Below are 26,378 nucleotides of genomic sequence, written 5' to 3'. Positions count from 1 at the left end.
CCTCCCTTGGGGGCGACCCCGTTGTCACGTCCGAGGTGGGAGGCTGCGGTTCATGCCAGGGGTGGCCGCCCTTGGCCCATCTGTGACAATGGGTGCGTGAGCGGATACTTCTCGATGGGCAATGACCTGCGCGACCACTGGTTCAAGATCGGTCGCACCGAGGTCGGCTCGACCCTGCTGGTCGTGGGACTGGTCATCCTGTCCTGGTTCGTCTCGGTCGGCGCCCCCGCCGCCCCCACGCTGCTGGCCTATAGCCCCCAGGACCTGCTTGGTGGCGCCTTCTGGAAGGTTCTCACCTGGCCGCTGGCCAATCCCATCAGCCTGTGGGGTGCGCTGAACCTCTTCTTCTTCTGGGTCTTCGGCACTGAACTGGAGAGCCAGCTCGGCAAGGTGCGCATGGCGCAGCTGCTCGTCGGCATCTGGGCAGCGTTGACTCTGTCGTCCACCGTCGTCGGTCTTGCGCTGGGCGGCACGCTGCTGGCCGGCATGGGGCTGGTTCAGTTCGTCGTGCTGCTGTTGTGGATCGCCGAGAACCCCAACCGGCCTTTCTTCTTCAACATCCCCGCCTGGATCATCGGCGCCGTCCTGGTCGGGATCCAGGCCCTGGCGATGCTCGCGGGACGCGCCATCGGCTCCCTGTTGAGCATGGCGCTGGCCTTCATGCTGGTGGCCGTCCTGGCCCGTTGGCTGGGTCTCCTGGGCCACGTCGAGCAGATCCCCGGCCGTCGCAAGACACACCCCTCGCGTCCCACGCGGGAACAGCGACAGGCACGAAAGCAGCACCAGCAGCGTGAGCAGGACTCCGCACGCCTCGACCAGCTGTTGGACCAGATCAGCGAGAAGGGCATGGACTCCCTGACCCCTGCCCAGCGACGCGAGCTGATGAAGCTGCGCAATCGCCGCTGAGTCGGGTCCCACGCTGAGAGCCTGGCCCGTCAGGATCGCGCTGGGGTGCTGGCCCCACTAGATTGGAGCGGTGAGCACCAAGCACCCCAAGACCGAGCCCAAGCAGCCCGCCACCGCCGCTGAGGCCCATGACGAGACCACGCCCGAGGGCATCCCGCTGGAGGACATCCTCCCGGAGACGAGCTTCGAGCACCAGCGCTTCGCGGCCCGTCCGGCGATCGTGCGCCCACGTGCCACTCGGCACCGCCAGGGACGCGGTGCCAGCCCCCTGACGCCGCCCTTCGAGGCCGACGGCCGCAACAAGGCCTATGTCGAGTGGCTGGAGAGCCAGTCGATGCTCAGCGACGCCACCACCGTGGCCCGTCAGCTCGCCGGCAACCACCAGATGTGGGCCAACCCCTTCGCAGCCCCGGACCCGCGGGCCGCCGTGTCCACCGCGTCGGTGTGGTTCACCGCCTACCCGCTGAGCATGATCACCGAAGACGGCCAGTCCTTCCTCGGCGCCCTGGGCTCCGAGGAGCTGTGGGAGACCTTCGAACAGATCGGCATCGACGCCATCCACACCGGCCCGGTGAAGCTCGCCGGCGGCCTGACCGGGTGGAAGCCCACCCCCAGCATCGACGGACACTTCGACCGCATCAGCATGGCGATCGACCCCGTCTTCGGCACCGAGGCCGAGTTCCGCACCATGTGCGAGAACGCCGCGCGCCACCGCGGCACCATCATCGACGACATCATCCCGGGGCACACCGGCAAGGGCGCGGACTTCCGCCTGGCGGAGCTGAACTACCGCGACTACCCCGGCATCTACCACATGATCGACATCCCCGAGGATGCCTGGCACCTGCTGCCGGAGGTCCCCAAGGGGCAGGATGCCGCCAACCTCGATGCCGCCAGCGAGCGGGCCCTGGCCGAGGCCGGCTACATCATCGGCGAGCTGCAGCGCGTCATCTTCTACGAGCCGGCCGTCAAGGAGACCAACTGGTCGGTCACCCCCGAGATCCACGACTGCGAGGGCGTCAAGCGACGCTGGGTCTACCTGCACTACTTCAAGGAGGGCCAGCCGTCGATCAACTGGCTCGACGCCACCTTCGCCGGCATGCGACTGGTGATGGGCGACGCACTTCACTCGCTGCTGGACCTCGGCTCGGGCGGCCTGCGCCTGGACGCCAATGGCTTCCTGGGCGTCGAGAAGTCCGTCGACGCCACCCCCGCCTGGTCCGAGGGCCATCCCCTGTCCCAGGCCGCCAACCAGTTGATCGGCTCGATGGTGCGCAAGGTGGGCAGCTTCACCTTCCAGGAGCTCAACCTGGGCATGGACGACATCAAGAACACCTCCGCCGTCGGCCCGGACCTGAGCTACGACTTCGTCACCCGGCCCGCCTACCAGTACGCGATGGCCACCGCCGACACCGAATTCCTGCGCCTGACCCTGCGCGAGGCTGCCGGCATCGGCATCGACCAGGCCTCGCTGGTGCATGCGCTGCAGAACCACGACGAGCTCACCTACGAGCTGGTGCACTTCGCGAACAACCACAAGGACGACGTCTACCACCTCGACGGCCGGGACTGGACCGGCGCCGAGATGAGCGAGCACATCCGCCAGACCATGCGCGACCGCCTCACCGGCGAGGCCGGACCTTACAACTTCGTCTTCACCCAGAACGGCATCGCCTGCACCACCGCCTCCATCATCGCCGCCACACTGGGGATCACCGACCTCGACGAGATCGGCGAGGCCGAGACCCGGCGCATCACCCAGGCGCACCTGCTGTTGAGCATGTACAACGCCTGGCAGCCCGGTGTCTTCGCCCTGTCCGGCTGGGACCTGGTGGGTGCGCTGCCGGTCGACCGCGGTACCGTCTCCAAGCTCATCGAGAGTGGTGACACCCGCTGGATCGAGCGCGGCGCCTATGACCTGCTGGGGGCCAACCCCGAGGCGACCACCTCCGACTCGGGCATGCCCCGCGCACGGGCCCTGTACGGCTCGCTGCCCGAGCAGCTCGAGAACCCGAACTCCTTCGTCTCGCGCCTGGCGCAGGTGCTCAAGGTCCGCAAGCGCAATGGGATCGCCTCCGCCGAGCTGGTCGACACCCCGGACGTGGCACACCCTGCACTGCTGGTGCTCGTCAACCGTCTGGAGATCGGAGCGATCCAGGTGACCGCGCTGAACTTCGGGGCCGAGAAGCTCACCGCCCGGGTCCAGTCCGACCACATCCCGCAGGGACGCGTCTTCGACCTGACGACCCGCCGCAAGGTGGACAATGTCGACGCCCTGGGAGGGTTCACCGTCTCGCTGCCCCCCTTCGGCGGCATGGCGATGATCGTGCGCGACTGAGCACACCCGTGCAGCAGGGCCCCAGCCGATCCCGGACGGGGCCCTGCTGCACTGCGCTGGCGGGATCGGCCTAGGTGGCACCCATGCCGGTCAGCAGCATGACCGCGAGCACGGGGCAGCCGGCAGCCAGCGCGATGGCCCACACGCCACTGGCGAAGGAATCGGGGCGCCGCGCCAGACGGACGCCACCCACCAGCCCGACGAGCATGAGGAGGCCGGCCGGGACGAAGAGCCAAGCTCCTGCCTGCATCAGCCCCACGGCCTGGTCGGCCTCTGGCCCGGGAGGCACGCGGTCCAGTGCCGGCGTCGGGCCTGGGAGCCGGGCGAGGCGAAGGAAGCCATTGAACAGGACGCCGGAGGCCAGCGCCGTGGTCGCCAGTGCGAGGGCGGAGACGACCACCGCCCAGCGACCTCCCCTGCCGGAGCCGTCGTCGGCGCGGACGGCTCCCCCGGTAGTCCCGGGGCGCTCGTCGATCTCACTGGTCAGCACTACTCGTTCTCCTCCATGCCGGGCTCGCCCGGCTCGTCGTGGTGCCAGGTGGGCCCCGGCACGTACCCCAGGTTGCGGGCCACCACCGACAGGGCATCGGCGAGGTTGACGGTGGTGGCAGGGTCCATCCCGCCGAAGAGCAGTTCCTTGACCAGGTCGAGGTGCTTGGGTGCGGCCTGCTCGAGCTGTCTCATGCCCTCGCCGGTCGCCACCACCAGGGCGCCGCGACCGTCGCCGGGAACGCGCTGGCGAAGGACCATCCCGCGCCGCTCCATCCGCACCACGTGGTGCGAGGTGCGGCTGCGTTCCCAGCCCAGGGCCCGCGACAGCGCCCCCATGCGCAGCCGGTGATCGGGACTCTCGCGCAGGTACACCAGCACGTCGAAGTCCTGGAAGGACATGCCGCTGTCGGACTGCAACTGGCTGTTCAGGGCGCTGAAGAGCTGGGAGTTGACCGAGAGCAGGAGTCGCCAGGCCCTTTGCTGGTCACTGTCGAGTGACTGGCGGTCGAACGGCATGGCAGACATGCGCCGAATGCTACCTGCTGGCGGCCCTCGTCGAGGACTGACCGGTTGGGCCGATGCGCCAGACTGGTGCCGTGAGCCTGATGACCGATTCCCCCGGTGACGCCCAACGGCGCGCCGACCTGCGCCGGATGCGCGCCCTCGCCACCGGCCTGCTCGTCCTCGCGGCCGTGCTCTACCTGCTGACGCTGCGCGACGTGCGCCAAGGATGGCTCGGGTGGGTCAATGCCGGCAGCGAGGCAGCGATGGTCGGCGCACTGGCCGACTGGTTCGCCGTGACCGCCATCTTCCGCCACCCGCTGGGCCTGCCCATCCCCCACACGGCGCTGGTGAAGCGGCGCAAGAACGAACTGGGGCGCAGCCTGCAGGAATTCGTCACCAACAACTTCCTGACCGTGCAGATCATCCAGGACAAGATCGCCGAGGCCGGCCTTCCCGGACGTGCCGCAAGGTGGTTGCAGTCGGCCGAGAACCGCCGGCGGCTGGGTGCACAGCTCGTGCGCGGAGCCCGGCTCCTGCTGGCCAAGGTCAAGGACGACGACGTCGCCGCCGTGGTGGACCAGTCGGTGCTTCCCCGGCTGCGCGAGCACCAGGTCAGCCCCGTAGCAGGCAGCCTGCTGGCCGATGTTGTCGCCGACGGATCGCACCAGCACCTGGTCGACGTGCTGGCCCGCGAGCTCAACCAGTGGCTGCGCCGCAATCCAGACGCGGCCCGCCATGTCATCGGTGAGCGCGCACCGAGCTGGAGCCCGCGGTGGATCGACAAGCAGGTCTCGGGCTTCGGCTACCAACAGGCGCTGGACTGGACCCAGGCCGTCATCGACGAGCCCGGGCACCCCTTCCGCGGCGCAATCGACACCTTCCTCGAGAAGCTCGCCGTCGACCTGCGCGAGGACCCGACCGTGATGGCCAAGGCCGAGGCGATCAAGCTGCAGCTGCTGGACAGTCCGTCAGTGACCCCCGCCGTGGTGGAGGTCTGGCAGACCATCCGGGCCTCCTTCGAGCAGGCCCTGGACGATCCCGAATCGACCCTGTGGCGCAGCATCGACGGGTGGCTGAGCGAGCTGGCCGCCCAGCTGGAGCAGGACGCGCAGATGCGCGAACGCCTGGACGCCCGCATCCAGGACGTCGCCGCCTTCCTCGTCGAGACCTACGGCGAGGAACTCACCACGGTCATCTCCAGCACGGTGGACCGCTGGGACGCGAACGAGGCCGCCAGTCGCATCGAGCTGTTCGTGGGCCGCGACCTGCAGTTCATCAGGATCAACGGCACCATCGTCGGTGCGCTGGCGGGCCTCGCGATCCACGCGGTCAGCCAACTGGTCTGAGGCCTCAGCCGGGCAGCAGCCAGTCGTTGGGGCTGAACAGCTCGAAGTGGATCGACTCCTCGTCGACGCCCCGCTCGGCCAGCTGGCCGCGGACCGCCTGCAGGAAGGAGTTGGAGCCACACAGGTAGTAGCTGGCGCCCTCGGGCAGGTCCTGGTCTGCCAGGTCCATGTGGCCGGCCAGGGCGGGCTCGGTGGCGTGATGGGAGAACCACAGCTGCATCGAGCCGTTGGGCATTTCCTCGACGGCTGCGCGCAGTTCGTCGACCAGCGGCGCGTCCTCGGCGTCGGTGTCGGCGTGCAGCACCCGCACGGTGCGCTGGCTGCCGCTCTGGGACAGGTAGTTGGCCATGCCGAGCATCGGGGTGGCGCCGATGCCGGCGCTGATGAGCACCACCGGGTTGTCGGCGGTGGTGTCGAGGACCAGGTCGCCGGCGGGCAGGCTGAGCTCCAGCTCGTCGCCGGCCTTCAGCCCATCGATGATCGAGGCCGAGACCTCGCCGACCGGGCTGCCCGCCTCATCGATCTTCTTGACCGTGATCTGCCAGGCATGGGAGCCGGGGGCATTGCACAGACTGTACTGGCGCAGCTGCCCGGCGCCGTCGGCCATGGTGCGACGCACCGAGGTGTACTGGCCAGGCTTGAACGCCGGCAACGGCTTCTCGCCGTCGCGGGCGACGATGGTGAAGGTGGCGATCCTGTCATTGCGGTCGATGCGCTCGCTGACCCTGGCGGTGAAGAAGACATCTCCGGGCTCGACGCCGAGCTCGTGGTACTGCGTGCTCTCGAAGGCGACCAAGGTCTTGGCCATGCTCCAGTAGACGGCGTCCCAGGCCTCGGCGACCGGGGCAGTGACGACATCGGCACCGAGCACCTCGACGATGGCAGCCATCAGGTGGTCGTGGACGATCTGGTACTGGTCCTCGGTGATTCCCAGGCTGACGTGCTTGTGGCCGATGCGGCTGAGCAGGGAGTCGGGCGAGGGAGCCTGGTCATCCACCAGCAGGGTGGCATAGGTGGCGACGGAGGCGGCCAGGGCTCGCTGCTGGGCGCCCTGGGCCTGATTGCCACGGTTGAAGGTGTGGCGCAGCAGCTCGGGCTCGGCGGCGAACATGCGACGGTAGAAGTTGGGTGCGATCTCGTCGATCTTCGAACCGACCAGCGGCAGCGTCTGGCGCACCGTCTCGGCGTGCTCGGCGGAGATCTCATGGGTGGTGAACTCGCTCATCTGTCGCTCCTCGGGTTGACTGGTCTCGAGATTATCATTGACAAGGAAACTGCCATGTTTTTCGGCGGTGGCGTGCCCGGATGGGGGGCAGGCGACGACTCAGCAAATTCTTGGCCCAAGGTCCGCCAGCCGCTGCGGCAGCAGCCAGCCCTGCCTAGGATCGATCCAGGCGCGCCTGCGCCCGGATGCCATCGGGAAGAGGACATGCCGAACACCAGTCACTACCGCCAGTACATCGACCGTCTTCGGGCAGAGGGCTACACGGTGCTGCCCGACATTGCCGGCAGCGATCCCGACCTCATCGATCCCGGGGGCTCGGCCGTCGAGACCTGGCGCGAGGACTATCCCTACGAGGAGCGGATGGGCCGCGACGAGTACGAGGAGGAGAAGTACGCGTTGCAGGTGGAACTGCTCAAGTTCCAGTACTGGACCCAGGACAATGACCTCAAGCACATCGTGCTCTTCGAGGGCCGCGACGCCGCAGGCAAGGGTGGCACGATCAAGCGCTTCGAGGAGCACCTCAACCCGCGGTACCTGCACACCGTGGCGCTGACCAAGCCGAGCAACCGCGAGCTTCACCAGTGGTACTTCCAGCGCTACATCAACCACTTCCCCACCGCCGGTGAGATCGTGTTGTTCGACCGCTCCTGGTACAACCGGGCCGGCGTCGAGCGGGTGATGGGCTTCTGCGAGGAGGAGGAGTACCAGCAGTTCCTGGTGCAGGCTCCCCTGCTGGAGAAGATGATCACCAATGCCGGCATCTCGCTGACCAAGTTCTGGTTCTCGGTGACCCAGCACGAACAGCGCACCCGCTTCGCGATCCGCCAGCTCGACCCGGTGCGCCAGTGGAAGCTCTCCCCCATGGACATCGAGAGCCTCGACAAGTGGGATGACTACGGGGCTGCCAAGGACGCCATGTTCGCAGCGACCGACACCGACTACGCCCCCTGGTGGAGCATCAAGAGCAATGACAAGAAGCGCGCCCGCATCAATGCGATGCGCTTCTTCCTCAACCAGTTCGACTATGACGGCAAGGACACCTCGGTGGTGCACGAGCCCGACCCGCTGATCGTCACCCGAGGACGCGAGACGATTGGCTGAACCTGACCTCGCGCTGGCTCGCACTGACGGGCCGGCCATGTCACGAGCGGGGCAGCGCGCCCATGGCGCGCTGCCCCGCTCGTGGTGAGTCCAGCTCCGCTGGAGTGGTGCGATCGGTCAGAGGAAGGCGGCCTCGCTCCCCTGTCCGCGGTCACGACGCTGCGCGTGCAGCGAGTCTGCGCGACCGAAGAGTTCGTGCAGGTCGCGCTGGTCGCGGATCTCGTCGCGGTACTTGGCAGGGAGCAGCTCGATGGCGGCCTTCTCCTTGGTGAGCTTGGCGTAGATGCGCTCGCGCTCGGCCTGGTCGCTCTCCCAGTCGAGGTCGACGTACTGCTGTGCGTGCAGCCGGGCATTGTTCACCACGGTGTGTGCCTTGCCCTTGGGCGAGACCAGGGAGGCGAGCACCGTGAACAGCAGCACCCCGAGGATCACGGTCAGGCTGAAGCCGGTGCTGATCTCGACCAGGTTGACGTGCTGGCCCCCGTTGATGAACCACAGCGTGTTCTCGTGCAGTGCGTGCAGCACCAGCTTCACGCCGATGAAGGCGAGGATCGCGGCGAGTCCGTAGGACAGGTAGATCAGGCGGTCCAGCAGGCCGTCGATGAGGAAGAAGAGCTGACGCAGCCCCAGCAGGCTGAAGGCGGTGGCGGTGAACACGATGAAGGTGTTCTGCGTGAGGCCGAAGATGGCGGGGATGGAGTCCAAGGCGAACAGGATGTCGGTTCCACCGATGGCGGCCATCACCAGCAGCATGGGCGTCATCATGCGCTTGCCGTCGACGACCGTGAACAGCTTGTCCCCGTCGTAGTGCTCCGATGTCTTGAACAGCTTTCGGGCGATGCGCACCATGATGTTGTCGGCGCCATGGCCGTCGCCGGTGTCCTCGGGCTTGAGCATGTTGCCGGCCGTGACGAGCAGGATCAGGCCGAACAGGTAGAAGACCCAGGACCAGCGGTTGATGGCGGCAGCCCCCACCAGGATGAAGCCGGTGCGGGCGATGAGTGCGAAGACGATGCCGAAGAGCAGGACCTTCTGCTGGTCGGCGCGTGGCACACGGAAGCTCGCCATGATGATCAGGAAGACGAACAGGTTGTCGACGCTGAGTGCCTTCTCGGTGATGTAGCCCGCGAAGTACTCGGTGCCCATCTGGTTTCCGCCGAGGATCCAGACGCCCACGCCGAAGGCGACCGCGATGCCCACGTAGACAGCGGACCAGGTGGCGGCTTCGCGCAGGGACGGGATGTGGGCCTGGCGGACGTGGAAGAAGAAGTCGAACAGCAACAGGGCGGCGATCGCAATGATCGTCGCGCCCCACACGAGGGACGAAACGGGCACGTGCTCTCCAGTACGGGTTGGTGAGGGGTCGGCGGCGTGTGCAGCCGACTGGTCGGGATGCCTGGTCGATCACCAAGACGGGACCATGCGGTCGTTCGCCTCGACGGAGTGGTACTGGACGAGTGTGCGGACGGGAGCCGAGCCCGGCAGTCGACACTGGAGTGAAGGCTACCGAATGCATCGCTGTGAGGAAAATCACGCTTTGTGGGAGGCGCCAACCCGAGCGCCGGTGCCGCATGGCACGATGGGGCCATGTCGGAGCTGGCGCGCATCCTGTCCCACAGCAGCGACATCGTCTTCTTCGGCGGTGCCGGGATCTCCACCGAGAGCGGGATCCCCGACTTTCGCTCCTCGGCCGGGCTCTACGCCCACGCGAGGCCAGGCTCTCCCCCGCCCGAGTACCTGCTCAGCCACGACTGCCTGGAGCAGGATCCGCAGGCCTTCTTCGACTTCCACCGCACCAGCCTGCTGCACCCGCAGGCCAGGCCGAACCGAGCTCACCTGGCGCTGGCCCGGCTGGAGCAGGCGGGACGGCTGCGCTGCGTGGTGACCCAGAACATCGACGGGCTGCACCAGGCCGCCGGGAGCCGCGCGGTTCTGGAGCTGCATGGCAGCGCCCACCGCAATGTCTGCGTCGGGTGCGGTCGTGGGCATGGCATGGACTTCATGCTGGCCACCATCGGGGTGCCGACCTGCCTGGATTGCGGGGCGATGGTGCGCCCCGATGTCGTGCTGTACGGCGAGGCACTGGACCCCGAGGTGGTGCAGGGGGCCGTCGAGGCGGTTTCGAGCTGTGACGTGCTGGTGGTGGGAGGGACGTCGTTGAACGTCTACCCGGCGGCAGGCCTGGTGGACCACTTCCAGGGCTCCCACCTGGTGCTGGTAAACCGGGAGGCCACAGGCTGGGACCACCGCGCAGATCTGGTGGTGCACGACTCCCTGGGGGAGGTCCTGGGGCAGGCGGTGGACGAGCTGCTGGACTGAGCGGCCCGTCACCGCCTCTTCAGCGGCTCAGAGTCCCCACTGCTTGGCGAGCTGCTTGGCGCGTTTGCCGGCGGCGCGGCCACCCCACCAGCCCTGCACGCTGGACAACCGTTCCAGGCTCTGGACCAGTTCTGCCCCATGCGCGCCGGGGTTCTGCTCCGCCGCCGGCTCCAGGGCTGCGACGAGGGCCTCGAGTGCCACCTCCAGCGACTTCTTGTCGGTGGAGTGCTCGGCTGCCTGCACCCGTTCGCGCAGCGGGTCCAGCGGGTCGATACGGGCTGCCTCGGCCTCGGCGCGCCGCAGCTCCTCCAGGCGTGCGGCCTCAGCTCGTTCCTGGGCCTCTCGTTCCTGCTCCTCGGCACGTCGCCGGGCCTCTCCGCGGGCGGCTCGCTCCTGCTCGGCTGACAGTCGCTCCTGCTCGGCGCGAGCTGCCGTCTCCTGGGCCGCTCGGGCCTGGGCGTGTTCTGCTTCGAGTCGGGCGCGCTCTGCCGCGGCCTGCTCTGCCTGGCCGGAGACCTCCACTGCAGGCGCTGTCGCCTGCTCCGGGGTTGTGGCCTCGGCCAGCGCCTGTTCCTGCTCGGCGCGTTCCTGCTCTGCGGCGCGCTGCTCCGCCAGGGCCCGGGCCTCCTCCTGTGCCTGGCGCTCCCGCTCGGCCTCTGCCTCGTCGCGCTCGCGGGCGAGACGGTCGCGCTCGGCCTGCTCCTGCTCGAAGCGGTGACGGGCCTCCTGCTGCAGGCGCTCCTGCTCGGCACGTTCTGCTGCCTGGCGCTCCTCCTCGGCGGCGCGCTCTCGGGCGGCCTGCTCTCGCACCTGGTCGATACGTCGCATCGCCTCCGCATCGTCCTCGACGTGATTGCCCGGGGCAGTGCGGGGGGTGAGCGTCTGGACCGGATCGGGGACCTCCCAGTGCGGTGTGCCCTCCCCTCCCTCCAGCTGCGCCCCACGGGCCAGGGCACGCAGTGCCGTCATGGGGTCATGGTGACCGTAGAGCTGCTGGTCGCGTTCGGAGCTGCGCAGTTCGGACAGGACGGCCCTGGCGGCATGCAGGTCGGCGCTGGCGTCCGCCCCCTCGGCCTGGGAGACCTCGGCTCGCACCATCAGGGCGACCGCCCGCGCGGCCGCGTTCACGGCGATCGACGGGTGGGCCTGCAGGCGGGAGAAGACACCGTCGATGGTCTTGCGCGCCGCGGCCGAACGTCCAGCAGCGAGCTCGGCATGGGCCTTGGACGGGGCGACGAAGAGCTGGGTCGGCAAGTGCTGGCCGACGGGCTTCTCCGCCTTGAGCAGGGCATTGAGCGCCTGCTGGGCGTCCTCGGCAGCGCGCAGGGCCTCGCCCTCCTGCTCCGTGTCGGCAAGCGACCAGGCCTGGTCGCTGCGGGCCAGGGCCAGGTCGATACGGCCATTCTCGCCGCGGCGGGCGGCGCTGCGGTGCAGCAGGGTCGACAGCTCCTCGCGGGCCTCCAGTGACTCGTCGATGCGGCCCATCTCCTCGAGGCGGTCCGCGCGGTCACGCATCAGGGCGAAGGCGGGTGCCACCAGCCGCTCGAGGTGGGGCCTGGCCATGCGGGGAAGCTGGGCCAGGTCGTCGCGTGTCCAGGCGCGCCAGCGGTCGAGGGCCTCGTCGAGCAGGGCCAGGGACTGCTCCGGCAGGTTGACGGCCCATCGGGCGTCGGCGCTGGTGCGCAGGGCGTCCAGCAGGACCACCAGCTGGTCGCCGTCCAGCTGGCCCTCGCGGGCGGTGCGCAGCGCGGCGTCGGCCCAGGCATTGGCTGCAGCCAGGTCTCCGGTGGCGAGGGCGTGCTGGGCCATGGCCAGCAGCACCCAGGTGGTGGTGCGCGCATCGAGCTGTTCGGCGAGTCCGGGGCGCGTCAGCTGGTCCTTCCAGGACAGGGCGGCCTGCATGGTGCGGCCGGAGGCCTCGTCCAGGTGCATGCCCCGCTGGATGGTGGCGACGTGGGTGAGTGCGGTCACGTAGCGGGCCGCATCGACCATTGGTGTGTAGGGACCGACCGGTCCTCGCGAGGAGACCAGGCGGTCGGCGGCCGTCACGGCCTCGGTCGCCTCGGGTGCGGCCTCGGCCCACGCCCGGGAGAGCAGGCGCAGCCCGGTCGCGGCATTCAGGGCGTCGACGAACTCCTCGGTGCGGGTGGGGTCGCTCGCCATCCAGCCACGCAGCTGCTTGACGCTGGAGACCGTCTTCTTGAGCTGCTTGGCATGGTCATCGCGGGGTTGGTTGTCTGCCATGGGGTCCATTGTGGCAGGACTGGGCGATGGCTGAACCGTGCAGGCGCGTGGGTGCCGTCCGTGGTTGGCTGGTGCCATGCACCTTGGCATTGATTTCGGGACCACCCGCACCGTTGTCGCCCAGTCCGATCGGGGCAACTACCCGGTCGTCGGCTTTGAGGACCTCGACGGCGACCTGCACGACTACTTCCCCAGCCTGGTGGCCGTGGACCCCGAGGGTCGGACGAGCTTCGGCTTCGAGGCGCGCCGGGCTGCCGAGGAGGGCGCCACGCTGGTGCGCTCGGTCAAGCGTCACCTGGCCTCTGCCGACCTCACCCTCGACAGCACCATGAGCGTGGCCGGTCGGGAGCTGGTGCTGCTCGACCTGGTCAGTGGCTATCTGGCGGCCCTGAGCGAGGCGCTGGTGACGGGCTCCACCTGTGCCCGTGGCGAGGCCTTGGGGCGCGTGGCGGTCGCGGTGCCTGCCCATGCCTTCACCGCGCAGCGACTGTTCACCCTGGAGGCCTTCGACAGGGCAGGTTTCGCGGTTTCCTCCATGCTCAACGAGCCGTCCGCGGCCGGTTTCGAGTACACCCACCGTCACGCACGCACCGTGACCTCGCGCCGCAACCGGGTGCTCGTCTACGACCTGGGTGGCGGCACCTTCGACGCCTCGCTGGTGCAGGCCGACGGGACCCGTCACGAGGTGTTGGGTTCGGCCGGGGTGAACCGGCTCGGTGGCGACGACTTCGACCTGGTGCTGGCCGATCTGGTCCTGGCCAAGGCAGGGGTGGACGAGGCCTCGCTGCCGGTGACGGCCCTGGATGCGCTGGTGGAGCAGTGCCAGCAGGCCAAGGAGTCGCTGACCGCCCAGACGCGACGCATCCCGGTCGAGCTGGACGGGGAGCTCGTGGTTGTGCCGGCGGAGGACTTCTATCGGGCGTGTGATCCGCTGGTGGAGCAGAGCCTGGAGACGATGAGCTCGCTGGTCGATTCGCTCGGCCCCGAGACAGAGGAGCAGGTCGCGGGCATTCATCTGGTGGGAGGCGGTTCGTCACTGCCGAGTGTCCCTCGTCGCCTGCGGGAACGTTTCGGCCGCCGCGTGCACCGCGCCCAGCAGCCGGGTGCCTCGACTGCGATCGGCCTGGCGATCGCCGCCGATCCGGAGTCGGGCTACAGCCTGACCGAGCGACTGTCGCGCAGCTTCGGCGTCTTCCGTGAGCAGGAGTCGGGAGCGCGGGTGGTGCTGGACCAGGTGCTGTCGCCGCAGCAGGAGGTGGAGTTCGATGGGGCGGCGGTGACGCGACGTTACCGGGCGGTGCACGACCTGGGCGTGCTGCGTTTCGTGGAGTGTGCGGACGTGGCGCAGGACGGTTCGCCCGCGGGCGCGCTGGCGCCCGTGGGTGAGCTGCGTTTCCCCTTCGATCGTCGGCTGCAGGACGGGCGTGACCTGTCGGGGCATCGGGTGGGGCCGCTGCCGGACGGGGAGGACGTGTGGGTGGAGGAGGTCTACCGCGTCGACGGTAGTGGCGCGGTCTCGGTGACAGTCACCGACCTGGGGACGGGTTTTACCCTGGAGGCCCAGTGGGGCTGATGACCGGCCGGACATGATGCGTGGCCCGCACCCCAGTGGGGGTGCGGGCCACGCATGTGCCGTGGGGGGTCGGTCAGTTGAGGGCGGCGACGGCGGCGTCGTAGTCGGGCTCGGTGGTGATCTCGTCGACGAGCTGGCTGTGCAGGACCTTGCCCTGCTCGTCGAGGACGACGACGGCGCGGGCGAGCAGGCCCTGGAGGGGGCCCTCGGTCTGCAGGACGCCGTAGTCGGTGCCGAAGCTGCCGCGGAAGTCGGAGCCGACCGTGACGTTCTCGATGCCCTCGGCGCCGCAGAAGCGGGCCTGGGCGAAGGGGAGGTCCTTGCTGACGTTCACGACGGTGGTGTTGTCGAGGCCGCCGGCCAGTTCGTTGAACTTGCGCACGCTGGTGGCGCAGACGCCGGTGTCGACGCTGGGGAAGATGTTGAGGACGACGCGGCGTCCTGCGAGGTCCTGGGAAGTGACGGCGGACAGGTCGGCGCCGACCAGCTCGAAGCTGGGGGCGGTGCTGCCCTGGGCCGGCAGCTCGCCGGAGGTCTGGACGGGGGTGCCCTTGAATGCAGTGGTAGCCATGGCTCCTGTCTAGCACAGGCTGGTCCGAGAGATGAAGGCTTTGGCCTACGATGTAGCACATGAAGGATCGTGACTTCACGGCATGGTTCGTGGTGACGGCCGACCAGCGGGATTCGCGTCACCACAGTGACGCCGTCGACCCGGTGTTGGACCAGTTGCGGGCCCTCTCACCCACCCCGTGGGTACTTCCTGCGGAGCGAACTGCGGGTGACGAGGTGCAGCTGCTGGTGGACTCCTCCGCCCAGCTGGTGCGCGTCGTGGAGGTGCTGGTACGTGATGGCCGTTGGTGGATCGGGCTGGGGCTGGGGCAGGTGGAGCGCCCCCTGCCCGAGTCGACCCGTGAGGCACGAGGTGGCGCCTATCTGGCGGCACGGCAGGCGGTCGAGCTCGCGCACCGCTCCCCCACCGGGCTTCGGCTGGTCGGCGACGAGACTGTCAGTGGCGATGCCTATGGTGACAGCATCAGGCGTGCGGAGGCGGCCCTGTGGTTGTGGCAGGAGGTGCTGTCTCGACGAAGCAGTGAGGGGTGGCAGATCGTGGACCTGCTCGAGGAGGGACTGGGCGTGGGCGAGGCGGCGCGACGACTGGGGATCAGCCCTTCGGCGGTGAGCCAGCGCCATCGCCGGGCTGCGTGGGAACAGTCGGTGCGGGGCCGTGAGCTGTGCGCCGCCCTGCTGCTGCAGGCCCAGCAGGAAGCCTCCGCTGCCCTGCGCGCAGACGACACCGGGTGCGCGCGATGAGCGGGTGGGAGGCTGCACTGCTGCAGGTGGTCGCGGTGGTGGTTCCCGGTGCACTGGCGGTGCTGCTGGGTGGGCCGGTGGTGCAGGCCGTCTTCCGCCGGGTGGATCGTTCTGCGCATCGGGCCGTCGGCGCTGGCCGGTCGGCCGGGGACCAGGGCCAGGATGGGGTGGTGGCTGCTGCGCAGCAGTTGCCGGGCGGGGCGTGGATCGGGCGTCTTGAGCGGCTGGCGATCTTCTCTGGTCTTGTGGCGCGCTATCCGGAGGCGATCGCGATCTGTCTGGCGCTCAAGGGATTGGCACGCTATCCCGAGTTGAAGGCGACGACGGCGGGCGCGGCGGAGCGGTTCATCATCGGGACCTTCGTGAGCGTGCTGGTGGCCTGCGGTGCGGCGGGCGTGGGCACGTGGCTGGTGCGTCTGGTGCAGGGGTTGGTCTGAGTGCGGGGGCTGGTCTGAGTGTTGCTGCTGGACGAGCCGCGCTGGCCGGCGCACGGGACCATGTATGGGCACCTGGTCAGCGACGAGTCGCTGTGGGAGTTGCACGATGGCGCCCGGCGGGCGGGTCTGGACGTGAGGGCCTTCGACCACGACCACTACGACCTGCGCGCCGACCGGGTGCCGGCGGCACTGGCGGCGGGTGCCGTGCTGGTGGACAGCCGCGAGCTGGTGCGTCGGATGCGGGCGGGCGGTACCCGCACCGGGCATGCCGACCATGCTCCGCGGCGGGGCCGCAGTCGAGACCTGCTGCGGCGCGTGGTCGACGCGCACCTTCCTGGGCAGGGATTCGTGGCCCACGAGGTGGTGAAGGCATATGGCGCTCCCGGCAGGGTCTACCACGACGTGCGGCACCTCGTGGAGATGCTGACGCACCAGCAGTCGTTGGCGGCCGCCGTGGATCATCGGCTCTCGCGGGCTGAGGTCTTGGCGACGCTGGTGCACGACCTGGTGCACGGCATCGGTCCGGGGCAGGACGAGGAGCTGTCCGCCGAGCGGGGCGGGGCGCTGCTGGGCAGGGCTGGCCTGCCATCGCGTGAGGTGGCCGAGGTTCAGCGGCTGGTGCTGCTGACAATCGACCACCGGCCTGATCCTGGAGATGTGGCCGGGGCGGTGTTGAGTGATGCCGACATGGCGATCCTGGGCAGTGCCCCGGGCCGCTACCACGTTTCGGTGCGTGACCTGCGGCGGGAGTACGGCCGCTTCGACGACCAGCAGTGGCGCTCGGGCCGGGGCCAGGTGCTGCGCGCCTTCCTGGAACAGGAGCTGTTCGCCACCGCGCCGGGGCGCATGTGGTGGCAGGAGCGGGCCGCGTCGAACGTTGCCGACGAACTGGCGCACCTGCACTCGCCCCTGGAGGAGCTCTAGAGTGCGGGGCATGCCTTCTGTCCTGTCGGCGGTGCGTCTGGTCACCCACCGCGTCCATGTCCCCTTCGGCGTCTACAACCTGCGGCCGGTCACCTCCACGAGCAGTCCCGGCCGCGGGGTCTACCGCTCCTCGCTGTTGTGGGGTGCCACGTCCGCGGATCGTGGCCGCCTGGCCGAGCTGGGCCTGGGGCTGGTGGTGGACCTTCGCACCGAGAAGGTGGCGGCCAACTTTCCCGATCCTGCACTGCCGGGGGTGCGGCACGTGCTGGTGGACGTGCACGGCACCGGCGACGCTGTGACGGGAACACGGCGCACCGAGGACGACACCATGAAGGCCATGTGTGACCGCTACCGGCGCATGGTCACCGATGCCGGGCAGCGCGAGCGGATCGGCCAGGTGCTGCGGATGGTGGCCGAGGAGCCGCGGGCGGTGCTCTTCCACTGCACCGACGGCAAGGACCGCACCGGGTGGGTGGCGCTGCTGCTGCAGCACATCCACGGGGACTCGCCCGAGCAGATCCGCGAGGACTACATGGCCAGCCAGCCGGCGGTGGGCCACATGATGAGGCTGCGGTGGCGGATGGACCTGCTGCGTGGCGGGCGGGCCCGGGCAGCCTGCAACCGGCCGATGAACCTGGTGGACCTCACCTTCCTGGAGGCGGGCCTCGACGAGGTGGAGCAGCGCTGGGGTGACCTCGACGGCTACCTGCGCGACGGCATCGGGCTGGACGAGCAGACGCTGGAGGCACTGCGCGCCAAGCTGTGACACGGCTTTGACCTCGGCCCTGGCTCAGCCGCTGGTCTCGACGCCGGACAGTTCGTGGGCCAGCGTGGTGATGGTGGCCGAGCTGGACGGGTACCAGGACAGGAAGCGCCTGCCCACCGCGAAGCCGCACACGACCTGCCTGCTGGTGGGCCCGAGGCTCAGCGCCGGCAGCCGGTAGCTGGTGGTCTGCACCAGACCGGGCACGACGTCATGGGCGAGGTCCACCATCGCCCCTAGTACCTGCCGGTCAGTGGGGGTGCAGCTGGCGATGAAGTCGTCGATCGGGCCGGTCACCGGATGCCAGGTGCGGTGGGGGCAGCCAACAGCTGTTGGCGCAGCTCGGCCCGGCGTTGCCGCTCCTTGGTCACTCCCCTGGCCAGCAGGACCAGCAGGGGCAGGCTGAGCAGCACCATGGTGGCGCCCGTGACGAGGAGGTTGGCCGGCATGGTCCCGATCCTAGTCGTGGCCGGTCGGCCCGGGAGCGCGACGGGCCCGGTTGCCGTCCCCCCGTGGCCCGTTGCCTGGGCATGCCCACAGCCCACAGGGCACGCGCTGCATCACATGCCCGGTCGGTCAACGACGTGCCCAGTGTCGTCGAGCACCGTTCCAGCCGCATGTGGTTGGCTGGAGACGTGAGTCCACGAGGTAACTGGGCTGGTCACGTCACCTTCGGGTGAGGTGGCCAGCCGGATCCGACCAGCTCCGGCCCGTCGATGCGACAGGGCCGGAAGCCTGATCTGCATGTCCGATCCGGCCGTCGAGTACTGACGACGGCACAGCCCGCAGGCTCGACGGTCCCCTTGACCAGGAACCCTCGACCCCAGGACTTCTCGTGAACACCATCCACTTCGTCTGGCACCACCGTGCCCTGACGGTGGTCGCCATCGCCACGGCGCTCACCTCGGCCTCCTTCGCGGTGCCCGTCTCCACCCTGTACCTGCTCGCCCGCGACCTCACCTGGACCCAGGTCTTCACCCTGGAGACGGTGCTGGTGGTGAGCATCATGGTCTGTGACCTGCCCACCGGACGGCTGGCCGACCTGACCAGTGACCGCGCCGTACTGGTGGCCGGCTACCTGGTGGGAGCCGTGGCTGCCATCGGTTTTGCGACCAGCCATGGCTTCGGCCAGTTCGTCGCCACCCACGTGCTCTCCGGCCTCGGCATTGCGCTCGTCTCCGGTGCGGACCGCAGCTACCTGGCCGCCGTCCTCGACCGTGAGGCGGGTAACCGTCTGACCGGGGTGCTGGGTCATTACGGGGCGCTGTCGGCGGTCTCGGGAGCACTCGCCGGCATCATCGGCGCTCTGCTCGCAACCCGTGGCATCGGCTGGCCCGCAGCCGCGGCGGCCGTTGCCGAGACGGCGGGGGCGGCCGTCGTGCTGGCCCTGCCGGCAGCACCCCGCACCCGTGACGGCGACGACTCCCCCACACCGGAGCCGCTGGGCGCAGTGGCCCGGCATGTGCTTGCCACGCCCGTGTTGTGGCTCTCGGCACTCCAGCCCTGGATCCTCGTGGGCGCCGCCTTCTACCTGAACCAGCCCCGGTGGCAGTCGACAGGGGTGGACGTGCGCTGGTTCGGTGTCCTGCTCGCCCTGGCCCAGACGGGCGCCGCCGTGGGCTCCCACTCCTCGGAATGGCTCTGCAGCCGTGTGGGCTCGAGGACGCGTCTGGTCGCGGCAAGCACTTTCGGCTGTGCTGCGGGATTCGCCCTGATGACGATCCCGCACCGGTTCGGCACGATTGCCGGTTTCGTCGTCATCCTCGCCTCGGCGGCCGTACGAGGACCTGTCGCAGACACCCTCACCACCGTGGCAGCGCCCGTCACCAGCCGCGCCACCGCCCTGTCGATGGTGAGTACTGTCGCAAGCCTGGTCGGCGCCGCAATCAACCCACTGGTCGGGTTGGTCACCAGCCACAGCGTCACCGCCGCTTGCTTGACGCTCGCGGGGGTGATGGTGGTCTTCGCCCTGGCCTGGGCGCGGGTGTCCGACCCAAGTACGAGTGGGGCAGTTGCTTGCTAGCTTTCGAGAGCGAGGACCTCGATCCCCGGATCTGCCCTGACCCGGCCCCGACCCCTCCCCCAAGAAGGTGCTTCGGCGCAGCAGCACGCGAGAGGATGGGGTCATGAGCTACTACGCCAACCAGAACCCCTACTCCCATGGCACGCTGTCGGCGCAGATCCCCGACGAGGACCGTCACGCCGCGGCACTGGCCCACGCCTCGACCCTTGTCGCGATGGTGGTCAGCGCCGGCTGGTTGAGCTTCGTCGGCCCGCTCATCATCTGGATGCTCTACAAGGACCGCTCCCCCTACGTGCGCCGGGCCGCGGCGGGCGCCTTCAACTTCAACATCTGGGTGACCATCGCGACGATCATCGGATGGGTGCTGACCCTGACGCTGATCGGCTCACCGATCGGGATCCCGCTGCTGGTCTTCTGCGCGATCGTGCAGCTCTTCGCCCACCTCAACGCCTGCTTCAAGGCGCTGCGCGGCAAGCACCACGACTACCTGTTCCAGACCCGCATCCTCAACTGACCGGCTCGCGGTGGCGCACCAGGTGGTGCTGCACCAGCCCCAGCTGGTCCACCAGGCGCCCCGCCGCCACCTGCTCGTCGGGCACGGTGACGTGGCAGTAGGCAGCACCCACCTCTCGTGCGCTGGCCATCACCCCGATGGCCAGGGCACGGCCATGTCCGCGGCCCCGGTGCTCGGGCAGGACGAACAGCTCCCCCAGCTCGGCCCAGTCGTCGGCGCGCACCAGGCGGGCCCCACCGACCGTCTCACCGCCCAGCCGCAGCGTCGCGTAGCGGGCCGGCGCAGTGGCCAGCTCCGCCGCGCCTGCCTCGTCCTGCACCCCGGTCGCGGCGCACCAGGCCCGGGACGGCTGCTCCTCCCAGACGAGATCGGGCTGCGCTCCTGCAAGGTCGAGCTCCGCCAAGGAGCCCACCAACAGCCGCGAGGACTGGCGCACTGCCCACCCGCGTCGCCCCATCAGCTGGTCCAGCTCGTGGGCCGGCTCGGCATCGTCATGCCAGGAACGGGCCGCCAGCTGGATGCAGGGCACCAGCCCACGCTCCTGGTAGAAGCCGTCGACCTGCTCGACGGCCAGGCCCAGTTCGCGTTCGGCAGTGCCGGTGGCATGGCAGGAATTGGCCCGTCGCAAGCGCCCCTGGCCGACGTGCAGCGACCAGCCACCCATCCGCACCGTGCTGTCGCCGGGCAGCCCGAGCGCCGCCAGCCGCACCAGGTCGTCGACGCGGGAGGTGGGGCGCACCACCCGGGCGGGGGCCCAGCGCATCGCTCGGATCTGGCTGCGCGGCACCTCCACCGGACCCCTGCCGGCGGGCAGCACCACCACACGGTCGTCGTCGGCCAGCACCAGGTCGCCCACCAGGTCAAGGGCGGTGCCGTCGAGCTCGACCTGGCGCAGGGAGACCCGTCGCGGGGAGGTGATGTCCATGCCCGCCAGCCTAGAGGGCACGGCTGATAGGCTTCCGGGGTGAACGAACAGCCCGAACCGTCCCGCTCCGACGACGACCTGCTGGCCGACCAAGGGCTGCGCCGCAGCCTGCGCCGCACCGTGATGCTGGTGGCGGTGCTCAACCTGGCCTACTTCTTCGTCGAAGGAGCCGTCGCCCTGGCGATCGGCTCGGTGAGCCTGTTCGCCGACTCGGTGGACTTCTTCGAGGACTTCGCCGTCAACAGCCTCATCGCGCTGGCGCTGGGATGGAGCCTGCACCGCCGGGCCGTGGCCGGCAAGGTGATGGCCGGCATCATCATGCTGCCGGCACTGGCCGCGATCTGGCAGGCCGTGACCAAGTTCTCCGACCCCCACCCGCCCGAGGTGCTCTCGCTGGTGCTGACCGCTGGCGGAGCTGTGGTGGTCAACATCGCCTGCACCTGGCTGCTGGCCCGCTGGCGCAGCCACGGCGGCTCCATGACCACCGCCGCCTTCCTCGCCGCCCGCAATGACGTCTTCGCCAACCTCGCCATCATCGCCATGGCCGGCGTGACCGCCGCCACCCACAGCGGCTGGCCCGACATCGTGCTCGGCCTGTTCATCGTCGCGCTCAACCTCACTGCCGCCCGGGAGGTGTGGGAGGTGGCCGAGAGCGAGTCGCTGGCCGCCCGCGCCCTGGCCGGTGAGGACATCGACGACGACTGAGCCCCCGACGACCCGAACCAGACGACGCGCGGCCCCAGCGAGAAATTCGCCGGGGCCGCGCGTCTGTCTCGGGAGCGTCCTGGGGTGTCCAGAGCGCCCGGATCAGCCGTCCAGGCCGCGACGCTTCAGCAGCGGCTCCAGGCTGGCGTCACGACCACGGAAGGCACGGAAGCTCGCCAGCGGCTCGCGGGTGTTGCCCCGCGAGAGCAGCTCGGCGCGGAAGTGGTCGCCATTGACGCGGGTCAGTCCGCCGTTCTCCTTGAACCACTCGACCGTGTCGGCGTCCAGCACCTCGCTGAAGATGTAGGAGTAGTAGCGGGCGTCGTAGCCGCCGGCGAAGGTGTGCGAGAAATAGGTGCTACGATAGCGGGGCGCCACCAGCGCGCTGGCCAGGCCAACGCGCTGCAGGGCCTCGGCCTCGAAGGACTCCACGTCCTCCACGCGGCTGCCGGGGGCGATGCGGTGCCACTCCTGGTCGAGCAGGGCGGCGGCCAGGTACTCGCTGGTGCCGAAACCCTCGTTGAAGCTGCCCTGGGCGCGCAGCCTCTCGAGCACCTCCTCGGGCAGCGGCTCGCCGGTCTCGTGGTGCACGGCATAGTGGCGCACCACCTCGGGCCAGGTGATCCACATCTCGTTGACCTGGCTGGGGAACTCGACGAAGTCACGCGGCACCGAGGTGCCCGACAGGCTCGGGTAGCGGGCGGTGCTGAACAGCCCGTGCAGCGCATGGCCGAACTCGTGGAACATCGTGGTGACCTCGTCGAGGCTCAGCAGCACCGCCTCGCCCTCGGCCGGCCGGGGCACGTTGAGGTTGTTGCAGATCACCGGCAGCTCGCCGAACAGGGTGTTCTGGTCCACCAGGTTGTTCATCCAGGCGCCGCCGCGCTTGCTGTCGCGGGTGAACACGTCGTGGATGAACAGTCCCAGCACCGAATCGTCCGCGTCGCGCACCTCGAAGGCGCGGGCGTCGGGATGATAGGTGGTGATGTCGGGGCGCTCGACGAAGGTGATGCCGTAGAGCTGGGTGGCGGCCCAGAAGACGCCGTCGACGAGCACCTTCTCGTAGCTGAACCACGGGCGCAGTGCGGAGCTGTCGAGCTCGAAGCGCTCCCGGCGCACCATCTCGGTGACGAAGGACCAGTCCCAGGCCTGCAGCTGGTCGCGGGGCTCGCCGATGGCGTCCTGGTGGGTGTCGAAGGCCTCCTGGAGCACCTGGGCCTCCTGGCGCAGGTTGCGCATCGCGGGCGCGGCCAACGGATAGACCATCTCGTCGATCCGCTCGGGGCTGCCGGCGGTCTGGTCGGCGACCGCGACGGCGACGTGGTTGCGGTGGCCCAGCAGGCCGGCCCGCTCGGCGCGTAGTGCGGTGATGTCGAGCACCAGCTGGCGGTTGTCGTGCTCGTTGCCGCGCTGGCAGCGCTGCACCGAGGCGCGGTAGATGCGCTCACGCGACTCGCGTCGGGTCAGCTGGGCCAGGAAGGGGTGGTTGGTCCACAGCATGTGGGTGACCAGGTAGCCGTCCAGGCCGCGGTCGGTGGCGGCCTGGCGGCAGGCGCTGAGCTGGCCCTCGTTGAGGCCGTCGAGCTCGGCGGCGTCGTCGAAGTGGACCGCGCTGTCATTGGTGTCGGCCAGCAGGTTGCGCTGGTAGCTGCTGGTGGCCGAGGACAGCTGCTGGTTGATCTGGCGCAGACGGTCCTTGTCCTTCTCGGCCAGGCCGGCCCCGGCCAGCTGCATGCCGCGCCAGATGACCTCAACCAGGTGGCGCTGTTCCTCGTCGAGGTCGTCGCGGGAGTCCAGCTGGTCGCGCACAGCACTGACTCGCTCGAAGAGCCTGGGGTCCAGGGTGATCGTGTCCTGGTGCTTGGCCAGCAGGGGTGCCAGCTCGTCGTCGAGGGCGCGCAGGGCCTCGTCGGAGTCGGAGGAGACCTTGTTGAAGAAGATCCGCAGGGCGCGGCCCAGGGTGCGGCCACTGCGCTCCAGCGCCTCCAGGGTGTTCTCGAAGGTCGGCGTCTCGGGCGAGGAGGCGATCGCCTCGACCTCCTCGCGTTGTTCGTCCATGCCCTGCAGCACGGCTTCGCGGTAGTGCTCGACGGTGAGCTGGGTGAAGTCCGGCAGTCCGAAGGGGCGATCGCTCGGCGCGAGAAGAGGATTGTGCATGCCCGACAGCCTAGGGCCTCTGGCCCGGCCCCGACGCTGCCCACACGAAGCCCAGACGAGGCCCAGACGAGGACTGTGCTCAGGCGAGGAAGGGCGTGGGATCGCCGCTGCCCTCGCGGGCAATGCGCACCTCGTCGCCGGTGAAGTCGACCACCGTCGTCGACCCCTGGCCGACATCGCCGGAGTCGAGCACCAGGTCCACCTCGTGGCCCAGCTCGTCGGCGATCGTCCACCCATCGACCATCGGCTCCTGCTCCCCCGGCAGGATCAGCGAGGAGGAGGTGAGCGGCTCGCCCAGTTCGTCCAGCAGCGCCAGGGCGGTGGTGTGCTGCGGCACCCGCACGCCGACAGTCTTCTTCTTCGGGTGCAGCATCGCGCGCGGCAGGTCACGGGTGGCGCGCAGGATGAACGTGTAGGGGCCGGGGGTGGCGGCCTTGATGGCGCGAAATTCCCAGTTGTCCATCTCCACCCACTGGCCCAGCTGCGCGAAGTCGCTGACGACCAGGGTGAAGTGGTGCTTGTCGTCCAGCTGCCGCAGGCGCTTGATGCGCTCCAGGGCGTCCTTGTTGCCCATCGAACAGCCCAGGGCGAAACCGGAGTCGGTCGGGTAGGCCACCAGCCCCCCGTCACGGACGATCTTGGCCGCCTGCGCGAGCGAGCGCGGCTGCGGATTGGCGGGGTGTACGTCGAGGTAGCGAGCCATGGACGAATACTAGGACCGATCGACGCGTCGCGGGAGCCCCTTGGCCGGTCAGGGCCGGCGCAGTTCGGCGCTGGCGCTGCCAGTGGCCGGCAGTGCGTCGATGCCCAACAGGGACAGGAAGGTGGTGGGCGCCGAGGCGTGGGTGCGTGCGGTGATCCGGCCCTGCTCGACCAGCACCTCGCCCTGGACGCCCTCGTCGGCCAGCACGGCGCGGGCAGCCGACAGTCCCTCGGCGGTGCCGTCCTGGCCCAGCAGACGACGGGCTGCGGTGGCGTCGCTGCCCTGGCGCACGGCGCGGGCGGCGGCGACCTCAGCCCGCCGGTGGGCCTGGACCTGTGCGGAACCGTCGACGACCAGGCCGGCGGTCAGGAAGATGGCGGACATCACCGTCGCGATCAGGGCGCTGAGGCTCGCGCCCCGCTCGTCGCCGGGCACCGTGCCGGGCATTGTTGGACCCATGTCCATGATCGTGGCACCGCGGCACCGGCTATGGCCACCGCCAGAGCGACGATCACGGCACAGGCCCTGCCCATGCGGGGCACAGTGGCTAGGCTTGGCCTGACACATCTTCAACGAAAGGTCCGACCCCATGGTCAAGAAGGTTGCCCTGCTCACCGCCGGCGGCTTCGCCCCGTGCCTGTCGTCCGCCGTCGGTGGACTCATCGAGCGCTACACCGAGGTGGCCCCTGATGTCGAGATCATCGCCTACAAGCACGGCTACCAGGGCCTGCTCAAGGGCGACTACTTTACCGTCACCCCGGCCGTGCGTGAGAACGCCGCCGTGCTGCACGAGTTCGGTGGCTCCCCCATCGGCAACTCCCGAGTGAAGCTCACCAATGCCGCCGACCTGGTCAAGCGCGGCCTGGTCAACGAGGGCGACAACCCCCTGAAGGTGGCCGCCGACCGTCTGATCGCCGACGGCGTCGACGTGCTGCACACCATCGGCGGCGACGACACCAACACCACCGCTGCCGACCTTGCTGCCTTCCTGCACGAGAACTCCTACGAGCTCACCGTCGTCGGCCTGCCCAAGACCATCGACAACGACGTCATCCCGATCAAGCAGTCGCTGGGCGCCTGGACCGCCGCCGAGCAGGGCGCCGGCTTCGCTCGCAACATCGTCGGCGAGCACAACTCGGGCTCGCGCATGCTGATCATCCACGAGGTCATGGGCCGCAACTGCGGCTGGCTGACCGCCGCCACCGCCCAGAAGTACCGCGAGTGGCTCGACAGCGTCGAGACCTGGATCCCCGAGATCGGGCTCAGCAAGGAGGCCTGGGACGTGCACGCCGTCTACGTCCCTGAGGCCGAGCTCGACATCACCGCCGAGGCCGAGCGCCTGACCAAGGTCATGGACGAGGTCGGCAATGTCACGATCTTCCTGTCCGAGGGCGCTGGCCTGGAGTCGATCATCGCCGAGATGGAGAAGGCCGGTGAGGAGGTCCCCCGTGACCCCTTCGGCCACGTCAAGCTCGACAAGGTCAACCCCGGCGCCTGGTTCGGCAAGAAGTTCGCCGAGATGCTCAAGGCAGAGAAGGTCATGGTGCAGAAGTCCGGCTACTACAGCCGCGCCGCTGCCGCCAACGACGACGACCTGGCCCTGATCAAGCAGTGCACCGACATCGCCGTCGAGTGCGCCCTGTCCGGCAAGCCCGGTGTCATCGGCCAGGACGAGGAGAACGGCGACGAGCTGACCTCCATCGCCTTTGACCGGATCAAGGGCGGCAAGCCCTTCGACATCGATCAGGCCTGGTTCGGCCAGCTGCTGGAGACCATCGGCCAGGGAGCGCCGAAGCCGGCCCAGCACGCCCCCGAGCACTGAGACCGAGGCCCGCGCTGGGACTGACAGGCACCACCAGGAGGAGGCC

General features: G+C 69.3%; 26 protein-coding genes. 14 read left to right on the top strand and 12 right to left on the bottom strand.

The window, feature by feature from the left end; translation table 11 throughout:
* The first annotated feature begins 96 nt into the window (after positions 1-96).
* Both ACYVKA_RS10450 and treS read left to right on the top strand, forming a co-directional pair.
* Positions 97-906, top strand: a complete 810-nt coding sequence (locus tag ACYVKA_RS10450) for a hypothetical protein (RefSeq protein ID WP_460705205.1) — start codon at positions 97-99, stop codon at positions 904-906.
* A 70-nt stretch (positions 907-976) separates the two neighbouring features.
* Complete coding sequence (treS, locus tag ACYVKA_RS10445) at positions 977-3,244, top strand: maltose alpha-D-glucosyltransferase (RefSeq protein WP_460705203.1); 2,268 nt, start codon at positions 977-979, stop codon at positions 3,242-3,244.
* A 70-nt stretch (positions 3,245-3,314) separates the two neighbouring features.
* Here treS and ACYVKA_RS10440 read toward each other — a convergent pair whose 3' ends face one another.
* The gene (locus tag ACYVKA_RS10440) at positions 3,315-3,734 is read right to left on the bottom strand and encodes a hypothetical protein (protein WP_394276484.1); all 420 of its coding nucleotides are present in this window, start codon (positions 3,732-3,734) and stop codon (positions 3,315-3,317) included.
* Positions 3,734-4,261 (bottom strand): MarR family winged helix-turn-helix transcriptional regulator, encoded by a 528-nt coding sequence (locus ACYVKA_RS10435; protein ID WP_394276483.1) that lies wholly within the window; start codon positions 4,259-4,261, stop codon positions 3,734-3,736. Before ACYVKA_RS10435 ends, ACYVKA_RS10440 begins: the two co-directional genes overlap by 1 nt.
* A gap of 80 nt (positions 4,262-4,341) precedes the next feature.
* Here ACYVKA_RS10435 and ACYVKA_RS10430 point away from each other — a divergent pair, with 80 nt between their 5' ends.
* A complete protein-coding gene (locus ACYVKA_RS10430; RefSeq protein ID WP_460705240.1) occupies positions 4,342-5,586 on the top strand; it encodes a DUF445 domain-containing protein in 1,245 nt (414 codons plus the stop codon).
* A gap of 4 nt (positions 5,587-5,590) precedes the next feature.
* On the opposite strand, the gene ACYVKA_RS10425 is transcribed toward ACYVKA_RS10430, so the two are convergent.
* Entirely contained in the window at positions 5,591-6,811 is a 1,221-nt protein-coding gene (locus tag ACYVKA_RS10425) for a globin domain-containing protein (protein ID WP_460705201.1), read from the bottom strand.
* A gap of 204 nt (positions 6,812-7,015) precedes the next feature.
* On the opposite strand from ACYVKA_RS10425, the gene ppk2 reads away from it, so the two are divergent.
* A complete protein-coding gene (ppk2, locus tag ACYVKA_RS10420; protein ID WP_394276523.1) occupies positions 7,016-7,912 on the top strand; it encodes a polyphosphate kinase 2 in 897 nt (298 codons plus the stop codon).
* Between the two features lie 117 nt (positions 7,913-8,029).
* Here ppk2 and ACYVKA_RS10415 read toward each other — a convergent pair whose 3' ends face one another.
* Positions 8,030-9,247 (bottom strand): TerC family protein, encoded by a 1,218-nt coding sequence (locus tag ACYVKA_RS10415; protein WP_460705199.1) that lies wholly within the window; start codon positions 9,245-9,247, stop codon positions 8,030-8,032.
* A 252-nt stretch (positions 9,248-9,499) separates the two neighbouring features.
* Between ACYVKA_RS10415 and ACYVKA_RS10410 the strand changes: the two genes are divergently transcribed.
* On the top strand, positions 9,500-10,231 hold the full coding sequence (locus ACYVKA_RS10410) for an NAD-dependent protein deacylase (protein ID WP_460705197.1): 732 nt from the start codon (positions 9,500-9,502) through the stop codon (positions 10,229-10,231).
* 27 nt (positions 10,232-10,258) lie between these two features.
* Here the strand turns inward: ACYVKA_RS10410 and ACYVKA_RS10405 are convergent, their stop codons facing one another.
* Positions 10,259-12,475 (bottom strand): coiled-coil domain-containing protein, encoded by a 2,217-nt coding sequence (locus tag ACYVKA_RS10405; protein ID WP_460705195.1) that lies wholly within the window; start codon positions 12,473-12,475, stop codon positions 10,259-10,261.
* Between the two features lie 76 nt (positions 12,476-12,551).
* Here ACYVKA_RS10405 and ACYVKA_RS10400 point away from each other — a divergent pair, with 76 nt between their 5' ends.
* The gene (locus tag ACYVKA_RS10400) at positions 12,552-14,048 is read left to right on the top strand and encodes an Hsp70 family protein (RefSeq protein WP_460705193.1); all 1,497 of its coding nucleotides are present in this window, start codon (positions 12,552-12,554) and stop codon (positions 14,046-14,048) included.
* 73 nt (positions 14,049-14,121) lie between these two features.
* Here ACYVKA_RS10400 and tpx read toward each other — a convergent pair whose 3' ends face one another.
* Positions 14,122-14,619 (bottom strand): thiol peroxidase, encoded by a 498-nt coding sequence (tpx, locus tag ACYVKA_RS10395; protein ID WP_394276981.1) that lies wholly within the window; start codon positions 14,617-14,619, stop codon positions 14,122-14,124.
* Positions 14,620-14,678: 59 nt separating this feature from the next.
* On the opposite strand from tpx, the gene ACYVKA_RS10390 reads away from it, so the two are divergent.
* From ACYVKA_RS10390 to ACYVKA_RS10375, 4 genes are read left to right on the top strand one after another with little or no spacing between them, the layout of a single operon-like run.
* Positions 14,679-15,359, top strand: coding sequence for a hypothetical protein (locus ACYVKA_RS10390; RefSeq protein WP_460705191.1), 681 nt, complete (start codon positions 14,679-14,681; stop codon positions 15,357-15,359).
* A complete protein-coding gene (locus tag ACYVKA_RS10385; RefSeq protein ID WP_460705238.1) occupies positions 15,356-15,796 on the top strand; it encodes a hypothetical protein in 441 nt (146 codons plus the stop codon). The genes ACYVKA_RS10390 and ACYVKA_RS10385 overlap by 4 nt, the downstream gene beginning before the upstream one ends.
* A gap of 18 nt (positions 15,797-15,814) precedes the next feature.
* Positions 15,815-16,720 (top strand): DUF4031 domain-containing protein, encoded by a 906-nt coding sequence (locus ACYVKA_RS10380; RefSeq protein WP_394276098.1) that lies wholly within the window; start codon positions 15,815-15,817, stop codon positions 16,718-16,720.
* A gap of 10 nt (positions 16,721-16,730) precedes the next feature.
* Positions 16,731-17,486: a tyrosine-protein phosphatase gene (locus ACYVKA_RS10375; protein WP_460705189.1), complete on the top strand. Its 756-nt coding sequence runs from the start codon at positions 16,731-16,733 to the stop codon at positions 17,484-17,486.
* Between the two features lie 24 nt (positions 17,487-17,510).
* Here ACYVKA_RS10375 and ACYVKA_RS10370 read toward each other — a convergent pair whose 3' ends face one another.
* Both ACYVKA_RS10370 and ACYVKA_RS10365 read right to left on the bottom strand, forming a co-directional pair.
* Positions 17,511-17,780 carry a hypothetical protein gene (locus ACYVKA_RS10370; RefSeq protein WP_460705187.1) on the bottom strand — a complete coding sequence of 90 codons (270 nt, stop codon included), beginning with the start codon at positions 17,778-17,780 and terminating at the stop codon, positions 17,511-17,513.
* On the bottom strand, positions 17,777-17,932 hold the full coding sequence (locus ACYVKA_RS10365; protein ID WP_460705185.1) for a hypothetical protein: 156 nt from the start codon (positions 17,930-17,932) through the stop codon (positions 17,777-17,779). Before ACYVKA_RS10365 ends, ACYVKA_RS10370 begins: the two co-directional genes overlap by 4 nt.
* Before the next feature lie 386 nt (positions 17,933-18,318).
* Here ACYVKA_RS10365 and ACYVKA_RS10360 point away from each other — a divergent pair, with 386 nt between their 5' ends.
* Positions 18,319-19,506 (top strand): MFS transporter, encoded by a 1,188-nt coding sequence (locus tag ACYVKA_RS10360; protein WP_460705183.1) that lies wholly within the window; start codon positions 18,319-18,321, stop codon positions 19,504-19,506.
* A 103-nt stretch (positions 19,507-19,609) separates the two neighbouring features.
* Complete coding sequence (locus tag ACYVKA_RS10355; protein ID WP_394276093.1) at positions 19,610-20,020, top strand: DUF4870 domain-containing protein; 411 nt, start codon at positions 19,610-19,612, stop codon at positions 20,018-20,020.
* On the opposite strand, the gene ACYVKA_RS10350 is transcribed toward ACYVKA_RS10355, so the two are convergent.
* Positions 20,013-20,945: a GNAT family N-acetyltransferase gene (locus tag ACYVKA_RS10350; RefSeq protein WP_460705181.1), complete on the bottom strand. Its 933-nt coding sequence runs from the start codon at positions 20,943-20,945 to the stop codon at positions 20,013-20,015. The two genes, ACYVKA_RS10355 and ACYVKA_RS10350, sit on opposite strands and share 8 nt — an antisense overlap.
* A 39-nt stretch (positions 20,946-20,984) precedes the next feature.
* Between ACYVKA_RS10350 and ACYVKA_RS10345 the strand changes: the two genes are divergently transcribed.
* Positions 20,985-21,650: a cation transporter gene (locus tag ACYVKA_RS10345; protein ID WP_460705178.1), complete on the top strand. Its 666-nt coding sequence runs from the start codon at positions 20,985-20,987 to the stop codon at positions 21,648-21,650.
* Positions 21,651-21,752: 102 nt separating this feature from the next.
* Here ACYVKA_RS10345 and ACYVKA_RS10340 read toward each other — a convergent pair whose 3' ends face one another.
* The 3 genes from ACYVKA_RS10340 to ACYVKA_RS10330 form a co-directional block, all read right to left on the bottom strand.
* Entirely contained in the window at positions 21,753-23,807 is a 2,055-nt protein-coding gene (locus ACYVKA_RS10340; RefSeq protein WP_460705176.1) for a M3 family metallopeptidase, read from the bottom strand.
* Positions 23,808-23,886: 79 nt separating this feature from the next.
* Positions 23,887-24,510, bottom strand: coding sequence for an L-threonylcarbamoyladenylate synthase (locus ACYVKA_RS10335; protein WP_460705174.1), 624 nt, complete (start codon positions 24,508-24,510; stop codon positions 23,887-23,889).
* A gap of 48 nt (positions 24,511-24,558) precedes the next feature.
* Positions 24,559-24,969, bottom strand: coding sequence for a hypothetical protein (locus tag ACYVKA_RS10330; protein WP_460705172.1), 411 nt, complete (start codon positions 24,967-24,969; stop codon positions 24,559-24,561).
* Between the two features lie 130 nt (positions 24,970-25,099).
* Between ACYVKA_RS10330 and ACYVKA_RS10325 the strand changes: the two genes are divergently transcribed.
* Positions 25,100-26,332, top strand: coding sequence for a pyrophosphate--fructose-6-phosphate 1-phosphotransferase (locus ACYVKA_RS10325; protein ID WP_460705170.1), 1,233 nt, complete (start codon positions 25,100-25,102; stop codon positions 26,330-26,332).
* Positions 26,333-26,378: the final 46 nt, after the last annotated feature.

It is taken from the genome of Luteococcus sediminum (assembly GCF_054783495.1).
The sequence above is the reverse complement of the archived record's forward strand: the minus strand, read 5'-3'. Positions and strand labels throughout refer to the sequence as shown.

What these genes read in the sequence shown, in the direction of transcription:
- ACYVKA_RS10435 (WP_394276483.1), bottom strand. Translation starts at nt 4,261, where the DNA reads ATGTCTGCCATGCCGTTCGACCGCCAGTCACTCGACAGTGACCAGCAA.
- ACYVKA_RS10430 (WP_460705240.1), top strand. Translation starts at nt 4,342, where the DNA reads ATGACCGATTCCCCCGGTGACGCCCAACGGCGCGCCGACCTGCGCCGG.
- ACYVKA_RS10425 (WP_460705201.1), bottom strand. Translation starts at nt 6,811, where the DNA reads ATGAGCGAGTTCACCACCCATGAGATCTCCGCCGAGCACGCCGAGACG.
- ppk2 (WP_394276523.1), top strand. Translation starts at nt 7,016, where the DNA reads ATGCCGAACACCAGTCACTACCGCCAGTACATCGACCGTCTTCGGGCA.
- ACYVKA_RS10410 (WP_460705197.1), top strand. Translation starts at nt 9,500, where the DNA reads ATGTCGGAGCTGGCGCGCATCCTGTCCCACAGCAGCGACATCGTCTTC.
- ACYVKA_RS10405 (WP_460705195.1), bottom strand. Translation starts at nt 12,475, where the DNA reads ATGGCAGACAACCAACCCCGCGATGACCATGCCAAGCAGCTCAAGAAG.
- ACYVKA_RS10400 (WP_460705193.1), top strand. Translation starts at nt 12,552, where the DNA reads ATGCACCTTGGCATTGATTTCGGGACCACCCGCACCGTTGTCGCCCAG.
- tpx (WP_394276981.1), bottom strand. Translation starts at nt 14,619, where the DNA reads ATGGCTACCACTGCATTCAAGGGCACCCCCGTCCAGACCTCCGGCGAG.
- ACYVKA_RS10390 (WP_460705191.1), top strand. Translation starts at nt 14,679, where the DNA reads ATGAAGGATCGTGACTTCACGGCATGGTTCGTGGTGACGGCCGACCAG.
- ACYVKA_RS10385 (WP_460705238.1), top strand. Translation starts at nt 15,356, where the DNA reads ATGAGCGGGTGGGAGGCTGCACTGCTGCAGGTGGTCGCGGTGGTGGTT.
- ACYVKA_RS10375 (WP_460705189.1), top strand. Translation starts at nt 16,731, where the DNA reads ATGCCTTCTGTCCTGTCGGCGGTGCGTCTGGTCACCCACCGCGTCCAT.
- ACYVKA_RS10365 (WP_460705185.1), bottom strand. Translation starts at nt 17,932, where the DNA reads ATGCCGGCCAACCTCCTCGTCACGGGCGCCACCATGGTGCTGCTCAGC.
- ACYVKA_RS10355 (WP_394276093.1), top strand. Translation starts at nt 19,610, where the DNA reads ATGAGCTACTACGCCAACCAGAACCCCTACTCCCATGGCACGCTGTCG.
- ACYVKA_RS10350 (WP_460705181.1), bottom strand. Translation starts at nt 20,945, where the DNA reads ATGGACATCACCTCCCCGCGACGGGTCTCCCTGCGCCAGGTCGAGCTC.
- ACYVKA_RS10340 (WP_460705176.1), bottom strand. Translation starts at nt 23,807, where the DNA reads ATGCACAATCCTCTTCTCGCGCCGAGCGATCGCCCCTTCGGACTGCCG.
- ACYVKA_RS10335 (WP_460705174.1), bottom strand. Translation starts at nt 24,510, where the DNA reads ATGGCTCGCTACCTCGACGTACACCCCGCCAATCCGCAGCCGCGCTCG.
- ACYVKA_RS10330 (WP_460705172.1), bottom strand. Translation starts at nt 24,969, where the DNA reads ATGGGTCCAACAATGCCCGGCACGGTGCCCGGCGACGAGCGGGGCGCG.
- ACYVKA_RS10325 (WP_460705170.1), top strand. Translation starts at nt 25,100, where the DNA reads ATGGTCAAGAAGGTTGCCCTGCTCACCGCCGGCGGCTTCGCCCCGTGC.